The following is a 14,489-nucleotide window of genomic DNA, read 5'->3' as shown; positions in this document are numbered from 1 at the left end:
GTTTAATATGTACAAACAATTAGATAATCTTTTATCAGCTGTGACGACAGTTGATTCCTGGTATGATGACGGTTGTATTATAGCAGCAGAATCATTGGAGGAATTCGGACAAAGTGATTGGGATCAATTAACCATTGAGGTGTTAAATAAGCCACTGTACTGGAAGAAAAAGCTGGCTTACTGTCTAGATAGTACACAGCACACACAAGAATTTGAAATCCTACTTTCGCTACTTTCTGTTGAAGACAGCGAGTTATTTGAAATAAGTATAGATACATTAAGAAGTTACACATCTACTGAACATAAGCAACGAATTATAAATCATCCTATAATATTAGATCGTGTGCATAATGCAATTTCAGGAGCAGGAACTGCTAGCCGAAAAATATTAGAGGAATTTCTTAAGGGGTTAAAATAGGTGAAATGAGTATAATAAGCGAGTACCTAAGTTCATTAGAGCGAGGGTAATGCTCTTTATGAACGTTGGAGAGTTGATGAACTATGAAAGAAGATAAAGTTAATGACGTTTATTATGTTGGTTACGAGGGGCAACCGGAAATATTAATTGTATTTGGAGACTCTGCGGAGAAAAATATCCTAAAGATGTGGAATGGATATTTTGAGACAGTATTGGATCTTATGTGCCAGTATGAGTCTACTGACAATGGTATTCTACAAGAATACTATGCCCATGAAGGTTGGTATGAGGAAAGTCCATGGGAAGTACAGGACCTTGATTCAGCTATTCATTTATTTAAGTCCTTCAATGTGAGTAAAGTAACTGGTGGGCAAAGAGAGAATGTTAAGAACATTGTCCCTACTCTCCCAGAAGTAGCACATCAGATATCAACATTTTTAGAATTAGCCAAAACGAACGGTTGTAGCGTGTATATTGAATTCGACTGATTGCGATCAAGGAACATAATTTCAAACGATAACGCAGTTGCCAGGGCTGCGTTATTTAGTCGTTACCTTGTACGTAACGCTAAATAGGTTTAATAGTTAATCGAGAGGAGAGCAACACATGGGGCAGCTACTAACCAAAGCTATTGAACGTTTATCGTTTATTTCATTTGAGGATACCGAAAATAGTTCACTAGAATCTTCTCATATTCTGATTAAAGAATATCTTAGATGCGTTAATCAATTATTAAACGAGATTGATGCTTCAATAGATCAATATCCCCTATTTAGTTTTGCTAAAATTCTTGGAAAAGCTATAGATGAAAAAGTATATCGAGCTTGTTCAAAACTGGACACGCTAGGAAATCCTTATGTGAAGGTAATTTGCTACGGTTATTTAGAAGTTTCCGAATTAGCAGATCAAGGAGTGGGTGAAGCAATTCAATACATCGACCTCTACGAACCAATGATAAAACTCTTTGAACGAGGCGAGAGTTTTACCATAAGACAAGGCGAAATAGTTGTAGGTAGTTCAGCTTATCCTCTTAATTATTGGAGACATTTAAATATTTCAGTACAAGATATTAGCGACATCTAATAGGATCATGTTGATCAAACTGGGGGGATACTAATGTCCGTAGGTCTATATAGATATAACGGGGATATAGAAGATCGGAATTGTGAACTTACACTCAGTGAGAATATTGCTACTCAGGAATTTTAAGATGAGTACTGGGAGGCAGCAATACATGAATTAGGAATAGTCCTGATTCGGGATGAATCTAAAATATATTCTCACCAATTAGAAGCTGCTGTAGTTGAGTTAAAACGATTAAGTGAGTGGGCAAAGGAACATTTAAACGGGAGTGAGTTAGATTATATGACGGGTAGAATTGAAAATATACAAGATATATTACCTAGTGCATTTATTAGTGAAACTACAATTCTGTATATATTCTGAAGTTAGTAGCTTTATGTGGGAAGTTATTAGAATTGAATAGTTGACTCTAGAGGAGGAGGTATTAATGAATCATGGATTTTGATATCGTAGAGATAAAGGACTACTATGACACGGAAATAATCAATTATGACTATACTAAACTAAAAGCTTGGGGAGTAACTGAAGAGAATGCTCAATTTTTAATCGGCATAGGAGTTCCAGAACAATATGATGATTTTTCCTTTTATGAATCTGAAGCTTTCCAAGTGAAAGTTATTGAAGGAGAGGAATATATTCAGATTGGTCAATTCGCAAGTTATGGTATGCGTGACTCGTATGGTCTCTATCTAAAACAAGGGAGCGATATGTTCTTCACGACATCATCATTGAATAAGTCCAACGTATATATGCTCAATAAGAATTTGGAAACCTTCTTTTTGTTTCATTTAATTAGAAGTGAACTGGCAACTAAAATGAGACTGGAAGGTACATATATCTCAGATGAGTATGCCAGAGCACTTCGTGGTTATTTAGAGAAGATTGATCCGATAGCAATGAAGAATGTCGAAGGTTACTGGTCACATTTGCTGGAAGACTGCGAAACTGGATTGTAACTCTTCGAGAAACCCTGCATGGTTCTACCTGTAAACAATCCCGGATCGTAAAGAAAATAACCATAATAAAGCCCTCATATGTAACAAAAAACATGAAGAATCCGCTCTCATCCGAGAGTCGGATTTTTTCTCGTTCTAACACCAACATAACTCTTGTCAAAACGTAATCATTACGATATGATAATACTCATTGTTTAGATCATAATGATTACGTTTAAGAGAGAGGGGCATTACCTTGAATAAAAAGACGCCACTGCTAGCGCTGGTCTCCTTGGCCTTGAGCGCTGGACTGTTGAGCGCCTGCGGATCATCTGAGTCCAGTCCCGCTGCGCAACCATCCACCGATAATAAAAATGTTCATTTCCTATATAACTTCTCCACCAGTTCGCTAGATCCACATGTGGATTCCAGCTATGTGCCGCTGCGCGCGGGCATTACGGAAACGCTGGTACGTCTCGATGAAGAGAATCTGACGGTTGCTCCATGGCTCGCCGAGAGCTGGGAGAGCGAAGACGGGCAGCATTGGACAATCGACCTACGAGATGATGTGACATTCCAGAACGGCAAGCCAATGACGGGTGAATCCGTTAAGGCATCCCTTGAGCGGGCACTGGATGAGAATGTAGCCATCCAGAACGCGCTGAAGATTGATACAATCGAAGCCGATGGCGACAAGCTGGAGATCACAACAACTCAGCCGTTCCCGGAATTCGCTTCAGAACTGGTGAACCCCAACACGGCGATTATCGACGTGAGTGAGCCGGACATTGTGAACAAGCCCATTGGTACGGGCCCGTTTAAACTGACCTCTTTTACCCCAGGCAGCAAGCTGGATCTGGATCGCTATGATGAATATTGGGACGGAGCATCGCCTCTAGATTCCATCACATTCTCATTCAATGAAGATGCCAATGCCCGCACACTAGCGCTCAAATCTGGGCAGGTAGATATCGTATATCGTCCGGAAGTCGAGAGTCTGGAATCGCTCAAAGCGATGGACGGCATGAAGGTTGAGTCCACATCGACATTCCGCGTGCATCAGCTAACGATGAACATGCAGCGGGAGAGTATGAAGGACCTGAATGTTCGTCGTGCGCTGGACGCGCTGATTGACCGTCAGGGCATCGTGGATACGATCCTGCTCGGCTATGGCGAAGCGGCCATCGGACCGTTCCTGCCATCGCTGCCATTTGCACCAACCTATACGGATACAGCAACGGAATCCGGAGCTGATGTCGCTGTAAAATATCTCAACGAAGCAGGGTACACGCAGCAAAACGGCGTGATGACGAAGGACGGAAAACCATTGCAATTGACCCTACTGACGTATTCGGCTCGTGCCGATCTGCCACTGATTGCTCAAGTATTCCAATCTGATGCGAAGAAGATCGGTATCGACGTGCAGATTCGTCAGATTGACACGCCAGAAGATTATATGGCGTCTAATCGCGACTGGGATATTGCAACGTACAGTAATTTGACGGCCCCTCGTGGAGATGCTGGTTATTACCTGAATGCAACATACCATCCGAAGGGTGCCCTTAATTTCAGCGGATCGGAAGATCCAGAGCTGACCAAGATCATCGACGAACTGAATCTCACAGTTGCACCGGAGAAGCGCGCAGAGCTTGCCGAGAAGGCAGCCAACTATGTGCATGATAACGTACTGAATTCATTCGTGCTGCATCCAGGTACGATCGTTGCCTACAACGGCAAGAAGATCAAGAACTGGGTTACCACTCGCAGTGAATATTACATGATTACCAATAAGCTGGATGTGATGTAATGTTTCGCATTTTGCTTCGGAAGTTCCTTGAAGTATTTATCTTTCTGTTGTTCATTATGTTTGTGAGCTTCCTGTTCATTCGCCTGGCTCCGGGTGATCCCGTGCTGACGATCCTGAATGTGGACAAACTGTCTGTTAGTCAGGAGCAGGTCGAAGCTGTACGCGAGGAGATGGGATTCAATGATTCGCTTCCTGTCCAGTTCGGCAACTGGTTGCTCGATTTTGTTCGTCTCGACTTCGGCGTATCGTATTCAACAGGCCAGCCCGTCATGCAGACCTTGATGCGTGCGCTGCCAGCCACAGCTGAACTGACAATAGGCGCTCTACTGGTCATGCTCGTCATAGCTATCCCGCTCGGCTCGCTATCAGCACTCCATCGTGGCAGTTGGATTGACCGCGGCAGCCGGATGCTCTCCATTGTGGGTGCGGCGGTGCCAAGCTTCTGGCTGGGTCTAATCCTGATCGACATGTTCGGCGTACGCTTCGGCAATCTGCCAACCATGGGCCGGGATGGATTCACCTCGCTTATTCTGCCATCTCTGACGCTGGGACTTGCCATCTCCAGCGTTTATGTGCGTCTTTTGCGTTCCAGCCTGCTAGATTCTCTTAGCCAGGAGTTCGTTCGATCCGCCCGGGCAAGAGGGTTATCCGAAGGCCGGATCTTCATGCTTCACGCCTTCCGGCACAGTCTGCCGCCTGTCATTACAGTATTCGGCGTCAGTCTCGGTAGCCTGATTGGCGGAGTTGTTGTAATTGAAGTGTTGTTCGCTTATCCGGGTATTGGCAAGCTTGTCGTCGACGCCATCCGCCAGCGTGATTATCCACTGATTCAGGGTTACATTCTGATCATGGCCATCGTGGTATTCCTCGTGAATACGGCGGTTGATCTGTCGTACCGTTATTTGAATCCCGAAATGAAACTCAAGGAAAAGGAGGCCCACCGATGAAAACCATACCCCTGCCCATTCCAACTACAAAATCTAAAAAACATAGCTGGCAGGCGATCATTGGTCTGCTGTTTGCACTACTGGTCATCGCGGCCTCCTTGTATGCCTTTTTAGTTCTGAAGCATGATCATACCTTAACCGATCTGCGCGGACGATTGCAGGGCGCAAGTGCTCTTCATCCGTTTGGCACCGATCATCTGGGTCGCGATGTACTGACACGTCTGCTGCTTGGTGGCGGCCAAACGCTGGGTTATAGCTTGCTGGCACTTGGTGCTGCATTGCTGATAGGTATTCCGTTTGGGCTGATTGCAGGATACAAACGTGGCTGGGTTGATAAGCTGTTCATGCGGATTGCTGATGCCTTTCTTGCTTTCCCTGATACCATCGTGGCGATTGTGCTAAGTGGCTTGCTTGGCGCGGGAATAGGTAATCTGGTATTGGCGATCGTGATCGTAAAGTGGGTCAGCTATGCGCGTCTTGTTCGAAGTACGGTTTTATCGGAGTCCCAAAAGGATTACATTCGCATCGCCCGGACCAACGGACTTTCGGACGGTCGTATCATGAGAAAACATCTGCTTCCGCATATCGCAGGCCATGTGCTTGTGCTGGCCAGTCTTGATCTGGGTAAAATCATTCTACTCATCTCATCATTGTCTTACATTGGCCTTGGCGCACAGCCGCCAACACCTGAATGGGGTGCGATGCTGAACGACTCACGGCCGTACTTCCAGTCTCGGCCGGAGCTGATGATCTATCCGGGTCTTGCCATTGTCTCGGTAGTGCTGCTCGCCAACATGCTGGGTGACTATCTAAGAGACCGGTTTGACGTGAAGAAAGAGGTGCAGCCATGATTCTCTCCATTGAAGAACTGAGCATCTCCAGTCGGGATCGTACGATTGTAGATCAAGTCTCTCTGGCTGTTCGCGAAGGTGAGTTCATGGCATTGGTTGGACAGAGTGGTAGTGGCAAAAGCTTGCTCTCGCAAGCAATTGGTCGTCTGCTGCCGCCCAACCTGCATGCGTCGGGGCGAGTCATGTTCGAGGGCAGCAACCTGCTCGAACGGAAGCCAAAGGAGATGCGCGCCCTGCGGGGAAGCCGCATCTCGTATATTTTTCAAGACTATCAGGGAGCATTTACGCCCTTTCGCAGCATTGGTGGGCACTTTGATGAATACCAGAAGGTACATGGGGAAAAGTCTTCTGCTATCCGCAAGAAACGAGCGGAGGAAGCGCTGGAATCGGTTGGCCTTGGCGCTGAATTGCTGCGCCGTTATCCGTTCCAGTTGAGCGGTGGACAGCTTCAGCGGGCATCAATCGCCACCTCGCTAATGCTGTCTCCTCGTCTGCTGATTGCAGATGAGGCAACGACGGCGCTTGATAGTGTATCCGGGCATCGCGTGTTGGAACTGCTGGCACGCAAACAAGCGGAGACGGGATGTGCCATTCTGTTTATCACGCATGATTGGCGCCATGTACGTCGCTATGCCAACCGCTTGGCTGTGATGAAGGAAGGCCAGATCGTCGAATCTGGCGGGAAACATCGCATTCTTGACCATCCCCAGCATGAATATACGCGCCAGCTGATTGATGCGGCTCCGGTTTTGAGTCGCTCACTGAAGTCGGGATTGAAGGAGGCAGGAACCGAATGAAGACAACCGGAGATGATGAACGCCGTGGACTCGTGCAGTCCGAAGAATCTGGTGTGCGAAGCCACGATTTTGCTAGAGATTTAAACCATGCAGACACAGACAATACAGTCATAAATACTACAGAAACAGATCATGCAGTTACAGATGCGGATATAGATATTGCCAGTTCAGACAATGCTTCATCGCTCAGCACCCCTGGCAATCCTGTGCTTCACGTGGAACATCTGAGCCGAACGTATGCGGGTGCAGACCGACCGGCTGTGAACGATATTTCCTTCACCCTGAACCACGGCGAATGCCTTGGCCTGGTTGGCGAGAGCGGGTGCGGCAAGAGTACACTCGCCCGCTGTCTGCTACGGATTGAAGATGCAGATACAGGCTCGATTACACTGGGTGGACAGGATATTGCACGGCTGAGCGGCCGACGGTTGCGACCTCATCGCCGGAAGATTCAGATTGTTTTCCAGAATCCAATGGCTGCACTAAACCCGAAGCTCAAGATTGCTGATTCGCTGATTGATCCGTACGAACAACTTGGACGGAACGTCGAGCTGTCCCACTTTACCTACACGTCGAAGGAGGCTTACGTCCAAAAGCTGCTTGAAGCGGTGGAGCTTCCTAGCGATTTGGCTGGACGTTACCCCCATGAGCTCAGTGGTGGACAGCGTCAGCGCGTCACGATTGCACGTGCTATTGGCATTGAACCAGACGTTGTTGTTCTGGATGAACCGACGGCCAGCCTGGACGTGATCTCGCAAGGAGCAGTTTTGCAGTTGCTCACCGATCTGCGGACATCGCTTGGTCTTTCATACGTGTTCATCTCGCATGATCTGGCTGCTGTACATCGCATGAGCCAGCGTATCATCGTTATGCGGGAAGGTCAGATCGTTGACCGCTTTGGTGCAGATGCGTTGTTCGCTGAAGAACGCCATCCCTATACAAAGGAATTGATTTCAATCTTCTGAGTACTCCCGGAGACGCCGGGGGTGGTAATCGTTAATTTATATATGAAGCCGCCTTACGAAGAGATTCGAGAGCGGCTTTTAGTGCATCCATTTGATCATCCAAAGTCCCCCTAAAACCGGGTTCCTTTCTTTGTTTTGAACAAATATATCTTTCAGGCCTATAACCGGGCTAACGTTCCGATGTAAACTAGCGTATACTGATGGAATAGCAAATATCTTGAAATTGCATATTTAAATTGCTCTATATTATTGATACACTAGATCAAGGTTATAATCATTCAGAGAAGGTGCGATCCCGTTCAAGAATGGGCTTGCTGCAAATGCCAAATCGATAACGCTTACATCCTTTTGGCAAATATAGGATATAAGGACGGTAGACATGAGCCAGGGACAAACGAGTACAGATGTTATCTTGATTGGTGCCGGAATTATGAGTGCAACTTTGGGAACTTTGCTAAAAGAATTGGCACCAGACTGGAATATTAAGGTTTTCGAAAAGCTAGCCACTGCAGGAGAGGAAAGCTCCAACGAATGGAATAATGCCGGAACCGGGCATGCTGCATTGTGCGAACTTAACTATACCGTTGAACGACCAGACGGAACCGTAGATATTAGCAAAGCGATTAAAGTGAATGAACAATTTCAGATCTCAAAGCAATTTTGGTCCTATCTCGTCAATAGCCGTCTGATTCGTAATCCGCGGGACTTCATTATGCCGATTCCCCATTTGAGTTATGTACACGGAGAGAGCAATGTCCAGTTTTTGAAAAGACGTTATGACTCCTTGTCGAATCACCCGCTGTTCGCAGGCATGGAATTCTCGGATGACAAGAAAGAGCTGGCGAAATGGATGCCGCTGATGATGAAAGATCGTACCAGTAATGAACCTGTTGCAGCGACCAAAATTGACTCCGGTACGGACGTTAACTTTGGTGCTTTAACGCGTATGCTGATCAAACATTTGAAGGAACAACAAGTGGGCGTCCACTACCAACATAGCGTGAAGAATATGAAACGCACCAGCGATGGACAATGGGAATTATCCGTGAAAAACCTGAAGAGTGGTGCAGTCGAACGCCATAAGGCAAAATTCGTCTTTATTGGCGCGGGCGGCGGAAGTCTGCATTTGCTCCAGAAGACGGGCATTCCGGAAGGTAAACATATCGGCGGATTCCCGGTCAGTGGGATCTTTATGGTGTGCAAAAATCAAAAAGTCGTGGAACAGCATCACGCCAAAGTATATGGCAAAGCTTCGGTAGGAGCTCCGCCGATGTCGGTTCCACATCTGGATACCCGTTTTATCGACAATAAAAAATCACTGCTGTTCGGACCGTTTGCTGGGTTCTCGCCGAAGTTCCTGAAGACGGGTTCCAATGCCGACTTAATCACGTCTGTTAAGATGCATAATCTGCTTACGATGCTCGCAGCAGGTGTCAAAGAAATCTCTTTGACCAAGTACCTGATCCAACAACTGATGTTATCCAAAGAACAACGTATGGCAGAATTGCGTGACTTTGTTCCGGGTGCGAAGAGCGAGGATTGGGATATGGTTCTGGCGGGGCAGCGTGTGCAGGTGATCAAGGATACCGTTCAGGGTGGCAAGGGTACGCTCCAATTTGGTACGGAAGTGGTCACGTCTGCAGATGGAACGATTGCGGCTCTGTTAGGTGCATCACCGGGTGCATCCACTGCCGTTCAGGTCATGCTTGAGATTCTTCAGCGGTGCTTCCCGCAGCATATGGAGGCATGGGAGCCAAAGATCAAGGAAATGATTCCTTCCTACGGCATATCCCTTGTGGAGAACTTGGATCTTCTCAAAGAGGTTCATTCTTCAACAGCCAAGGCACTGGGATTATCGGATGAAAAACATGTCCTGCACGTATAACGTTTAGCTTATTGTGTTAGATCATAATGAAGTCATAGAAAAGAGAGCTAAGCCGGGTCGAAACCCGTGCTTAGCTCTCTTTTGGTTTATTTGGTATGTCAGAACCTGAACTTGAGCTTGAACTTGAACTTGAACATATCCGCTATCACAGCGCTCCCCGTAGACCTTACACAGAGCAAACGGATATGGATCGAATAATATGCCGCTGTAGAGTTATAGAACGATCTTAATGCTCAGGTCTCAACTGCGGTCCAAAGGGATGACAAAGGAAACTTTCGTACCTTGGCCCGGCGAGCTGACGATGGTCAAACCTTGTCCGTACATCTGGGTCAACCGGCGATGTGTATTAGTTAATCCAATGCCTCCAGTTCCACCGGGACCTTTCTTGGGCCATGCCAGTGCTCGTTCGATCTGCTCGGGCTGCATCCCCACACCGTCATCCTCGATCTCAATCAAGGTGGACGCTGTTTGGTTGATGATTCGGATATGCACGGTTCCACCCTCCACTTTGCTGAGAATACCATGTCGAACAGCATTCTCAATGAGCGGTTGAATGGTGAGTGGCGGCAAGGATAGATCAAGATCATCGGGAATATCCCAGATGACGTTCAACCGATGCATGAATCGTTCTTTCTCAATGTAGAGATAGGCGCGGGAGAGATCCAACTCATGAGTGACCTCAACCATTTTCTCCGAATTAACAAAATGAAAACTGGTCTGAAGGTACTCGATAAAAGCATCGCCCAGTTTCTGCATTCGCTCCGTGTCCATCTCACTAAGAACCATGATTGAATTGAGCGTATTAAAAAGAAAATGGGGCTGAATCTGTGCTTGTAAGTAAGCAGCCTCCATGCGCAGTCGCTCATCAATGGATTGTTTCAGTACGATCAGAGACCCGATGCGATGCCTTAATTCAACGGCATCCACGGGCTTGGTGACATAGTCCGTAGCACCGGCCATGAATCCGGCGTATACATCCGCTGGCTCGTTACGGGCTGTCAGCAACAGGATGGGAAGCTCGGATACCGAATAACGCTTGCGTACGTTCTCGGTCAGTTCATAACCGGACATATGAGGCATCATGACATCGGCAATCAGTAAGTCCCAAGGCTCCTTATCCAATAATTCAAGTGCCTCAAGCGCCGAGGCCGCGGGTTGAATATGATACGGTTCATTCGCCAGCATGGAGATCAGTACTCGCAGGTTTACAGGATCATCATCGACGGCAAGAATTCTTGCGGCAGTCTTATCTTGAGAGACGGTCTGCTGCTGTGGCTCTGCAATCGCAATTTCATCGAAGCTGTGAGCATCCCATTGCTGCTCAGTCTGGTCCGATAACGATGCGGTGTCTTCCCGTGGAAGCGAGATCTGGAAGGTCGATCCTTGCCCAGGTACGGATTGCACGGTGAGTTGGCCGCCATGGAGTTCGGTGAGCTGCCTGCTGATATTGAGACCGAGGCCGATTCCTCCGCTCAAACGGGCCTCTGGGGTCCCTTGTTCATACGCCTCGAATATTCGCTGTTGTATCTCCTCACTCATACCAACACCTGTATCTGAAACTTGAATCAAGACGTACTCTCCATGTTCCCGAACGGAAACGGTAATGGTACCCTCATCGGTAAATTTGAGCGCATTATGCAACAGGTTGTAGAGCACCTGAACAAGTCTTCTCTCATCGGCCTGAATCAACGGCAGTGAATCTGGAATATCCACCTGCATATGGATGGGCTTGCCCTCTGCCATGAATCGGAACATACCGATCACGCCTGGAATGACCGAGGCAAGAGATAAAGGTTTCTTCTGAAGCGTAATACGTTTTTCTTTCAAACGAATGACATCAAGGAGGTCATCCACCAGTTGGGACATGCGTCGGCCGATGGTAACTAACAGCTTCATGTCTTCTGCCTGCTGCCCACCTGATTTACGACGTTCACGAACCGCGATGCTCTCGGCGATATTGATGATCCCGTGCAGCGGTGTACGCAATTCATGAGCCGTATTCACAAGAAACTGATCCTTCTGGCGATCCTCCTCTTTGAGCTGTTCGTACAACTTCTCGATCTCACTTGAATTGCGGAAGTATTTTCTGAACCAATAGGCGGAGAAGCCAAACATGGCCGCAATCACATCGATCGGATAATACACGTTGGTAATTTCGCTATGTGAGTTCACAATTCCCCATAACACGCTTGATAGGCTGCTAGTAGCCGCAAAGAGCAAAAAGCTTGCGTCCCTTCGTTTCTCGGCTGCCATTCGGAAGAATAGGTACACAGACCAGCCGATGGCAAACAGATAAAGGAAATCAGAGAGCCCAATCTCAAGTACATGATAGATCAGGGTCACTGGTGCGACTAGCAAAAATAAACAGTAAACGCCAAGCACGCTGGCATAGATGCGGAACAGTTTACGCCATTGTAGACTATGGGAGAAACTTTTAGCCATTTGTAAAAGAAAGAATGCGAACAACGGATAGGACAACGCTTTGGCCTTAACGATCCAAGTGAAGTTGAGTGGAATCCAACTTAATAACAGATTGTCATGGTCGGAAGCGACCGTTAGGGCAGCTACCAGTGTTAGCATCGAGAACGTCAGCAGAGCTCGTTCCTTCCGGATAAACAGAAACATGACAAAAGCGTATAGGCTGTGCAAAAGCAGTATAGCGAATGTAATCTTTTGCAAGTCAATGGATAGTCCTCGTTCACTTCCAATGGCTTCTGGAGAACCAAAATAGAGAGAGCGTGTGATCCCTCCGCTATAAGGATCGTCAAAATTGGCTGTCTGCACCAAAAGATTGAGTTCGGTAGAACCGTCAAGCACATAGGAAGTTGTAAATGCAGTCCTTTCTGGTCGATAGGCTTCGGCATGAGTGGCAGGTTGGCCGAATTCGGCAACAATGGTCCCGTTCATCTCGATAATCGATGATGTCTGGATTTTCTGAGCCCAGAGAGAGACTTCCTCCACAGATGGATCTAAAAGTATGCGAAGATGGTATGTCCCATATCCAAACGACGATGAGGATTGTGGTAATGCATCACGCCAGTCACCGGGAACTTGAATCGGTGTGGATGGGTTATCCGCTATTTTCACGTCACGATTAGAGATTAACGTCTGGGGATAAAACTCCCATTCTCCATCCAGGGATATGGGTGAAGTGTTGGCGAGGTCCCAGCCTCGAAGGTCTAACAAGCCTTCAATGGGTTCAGGATGTGCGGGTATAGTGAAAGTCTCGGACCATATCCAGCGAAAGCCAAGCAAAATAGTCAGGAATAGAATCGACAGCACTACATATCGGGGTATCTTTTTATAGGTTATTGGTTTCATGGCAGACTTTAGTTTTCGACAGTTTACTTCAAATTCCTGCATGCCCTCTGCCAAAGATGAACATTTTTTTGAATACCGGAACATAGATTCTATATTTAAATGATAGCGGTCCCACGTCAGGATTTATGGTAAAATTATAGATTAAAGGGTGATCAGTGAGCCAGAGGAGTTGTGCATATGAGAGTGATTTTGGTAGATGATGAATATCTCGCTCTGAGCAGGTTGAACAAACTGTTGCAAGAGAGAGAGGATTGCGAAGTTATCGGCTCTTTTCTGACGGCACAGGAAGCCATAGATCAGATCGAAATTCATCTGCCGGAAATCGTCTTCATGGACGTTCAAATGCCGGGGATGAACGGGATCGAGGCGACCGAACGTATCCATGAGGTTTCTCCTGGAACAGAAGTTATTTTCACAACCGCATATAACGAACATGCACTGACAGCCTATGGGCTTGAAGTGCTGGACTATATTATGAAGCCTGTAACGCGTGACCGTTTGGAAAAAACGATGAAGATGTATCAACGCCGAACGGTGTCAGCAAGTCTGAATATAACAGAAGGGCCATCCATGTTGATCCGTTGTCTGGGGATGCTCCAAGTCCAAGTGCACCCAAATGAGCCGCCAAAACATATGAAGTTCAGAACAACCAAGATTAGAGAGTTATTCGCCTATTTGCTCCACCATCGGAACAAACCGATTAAGCGGGATACGCTACTTGAACTGTTGTGGCCAGAGTTGGATGAGCGGAGAGGTATATCCAATCTGCACAGTGGGATCCATCGCTTACGCAGCATGATGAACGAATTCATGGGTGAGGACAAGATGGTCATTCGTTATCAACAGTTTGGTTATCTATTGGAAACGGGTGAATTTAGGATTGATGCGGAAGAATGGGAGAGTCGTCTTACCCGATTGCCTCTATTATCTTCGTCTACAATAACTGAACATCGGCAGACCTCAGATCAATATGAAGGCAAATATTATGGTGAGGACGATTACGTATGGGCTGAACTGGAGCGTCAGCGCTTGCATGCACTCTGGCGTAACCATGCCATGCAACTCGCACAATATTACATTGATCTAGGGCAGAATACGGAAGCACTAACGCTATATTACCGGGTACAGCAATTCGAACCATCATTGGAGGAAGTCGGACTGGCCTTAATGAAGACCTACGATCGATTAGGCAATAAAGATCCTGTGGTCGCTCAATATAATCAGTTGGTTATCGCTTTAGAACAAGAGGCAGGTATACGTCCTGGCCTAGAAGTTGAGTTATGGTACCAACAATGGAAAAATTCGAATAGTTAATTGGAAATATACAGCCTTGCAGCTTCATTTGCAAGGCTGTTTTTTTGTTGTATTTGTTAGCGAGGAGTCTGGTAAGAGTTTGGTAAGAGGCTATGTGTAGAATAAGCAAGATGAGGGTAGATATGATGTTTTGAGTCAGTAAGCAGTCCAAAAATAACATATTAAG

At 46.7% G+C, this 14,489-nt stretch carries 12 protein-coding genes; 11 read left to right on the top strand and 1 reads right to left on the bottom strand.

Annotated features, from left to right (window positions below; genetic code table 11):
• The first annotated feature begins 7 nt into the window (after positions 1-7).
• The 10 genes from MKY01_RS31415 to MKY01_RS31370 all read left to right on the top strand — a co-directional run bounded on the left by MKY01_RS31415 (position 8) and on the right by MKY01_RS31370 (position 9,688).
• Positions 8-418, top strand: a complete 411-nt coding sequence (locus tag MKY01_RS31415) for a hypothetical protein (RefSeq protein WP_282319816.1) — start codon at positions 8-10, stop codon at positions 416-418.
• 83 nt (positions 419-501) lie between these two features.
• Positions 502-906, top strand: coding sequence for a hypothetical protein (locus tag MKY01_RS31410; RefSeq protein WP_282319817.1), 405 nt, complete (start codon positions 502-504; stop codon positions 904-906).
• 118 nt (positions 907-1,024) lie between these two features.
• Positions 1,025-1,501 carry a hypothetical protein gene (locus MKY01_RS31405; protein WP_282319818.1) on the top strand — a complete coding sequence of 159 codons (477 nt, stop codon included), beginning with the start codon at positions 1,025-1,027 and terminating at the stop codon, positions 1,499-1,501.
• Between the two features lie 434 nt (positions 1,502-1,935).
• On the top strand, positions 1,936-2,457 hold the full coding sequence (locus tag MKY01_RS31400) for an SUKH-4 family immunity protein (protein ID WP_282319820.1): 522 nt from the start codon (positions 1,936-1,938) through the stop codon (positions 2,455-2,457).
• A 235-nt stretch (positions 2,458-2,692) separates the two neighbouring features.
• Positions 2,693-4,243 carry a nickel ABC transporter substrate-binding protein gene (nikA, locus tag MKY01_RS31395; RefSeq protein ID WP_339284877.1) on the top strand — a complete coding sequence of 517 codons (1,551 nt, stop codon included), beginning with the start codon at positions 2,693-2,695 and terminating at the stop codon, positions 4,241-4,243.
• On the top strand, positions 4,243-5,190 hold the full coding sequence (gene nikB, locus MKY01_RS31390; protein WP_282319823.1) for a nickel ABC transporter permease: 948 nt from the start codon (positions 4,243-4,245) through the stop codon (positions 5,188-5,190). Before nikA ends, nikB begins: the two co-directional genes overlap by 1 nt.
• A complete protein-coding gene (nikC, locus tag MKY01_RS31385) occupies positions 5,187-6,041 on the top strand; it encodes a nickel transporter permease (RefSeq protein ID WP_036671814.1) in 855 nt (284 codons plus the stop codon). The genes nikB and nikC overlap by 4 nt, the downstream gene beginning before the upstream one ends.
• On the top strand, positions 6,038-6,838 hold the full coding sequence (locus MKY01_RS31380; protein WP_036671813.1) for an ABC transporter ATP-binding protein: 801 nt from the start codon (positions 6,038-6,040) through the stop codon (positions 6,836-6,838). The genes nikC and MKY01_RS31380 overlap by 4 nt, the downstream gene beginning before the upstream one ends.
• Positions 6,835-7,803 carry a dipeptide/oligopeptide/nickel ABC transporter ATP-binding protein gene (locus MKY01_RS31375; protein WP_339284875.1) on the top strand — a complete coding sequence of 323 codons (969 nt, stop codon included), beginning with the start codon at positions 6,835-6,837 and terminating at the stop codon, positions 7,801-7,803. The genes MKY01_RS31380 and MKY01_RS31375 overlap by 4 nt, the downstream gene beginning before the upstream one ends.
• 379 nt (positions 7,804-8,182) lie before the next feature.
• Positions 8,183-9,688 (top strand): malate:quinone oxidoreductase, encoded by a 1,506-nt coding sequence (locus MKY01_RS31370; RefSeq protein WP_076252082.1) that lies wholly within the window; start codon positions 8,183-8,185, stop codon positions 9,686-9,688.
• Positions 9,689-9,928: 240 nt separating this feature from the next.
• Here MKY01_RS31370 and MKY01_RS31365 read toward each other — a convergent pair whose 3' ends face one another.
• On the bottom strand, positions 9,929-13,051 hold the full coding sequence (locus tag MKY01_RS31365; RefSeq protein WP_339284873.1) for an ATP-binding protein: 3,123 nt from the start codon (positions 13,049-13,051) through the stop codon (positions 9,929-9,931).
• Positions 13,052-13,186: 135 nt separating this feature from the next.
• Here MKY01_RS31365 and MKY01_RS31360 point away from each other — a divergent pair, with 135 nt between their 5' ends.
• Complete coding sequence (locus tag MKY01_RS31360; protein WP_339284871.1) at positions 13,187-14,323, top strand: response regulator; 1,137 nt, start codon at positions 13,187-13,189, stop codon at positions 14,321-14,323.
• Positions 14,324-14,489 lie beyond the last annotated feature (166 nt).

The sequence above is a fragment of the Paenibacillus sp. FSL R5-0486 genome (assembly GCF_037975155.1).
Taxonomy (GTDB): Bacteria; Bacillota; Bacilli; order Paenibacillales; family Paenibacillaceae; genus Paenibacillus; species Paenibacillus amylolyticus.
This window is presented reverse-complemented; position numbering and strand designations above follow the sequence as displayed.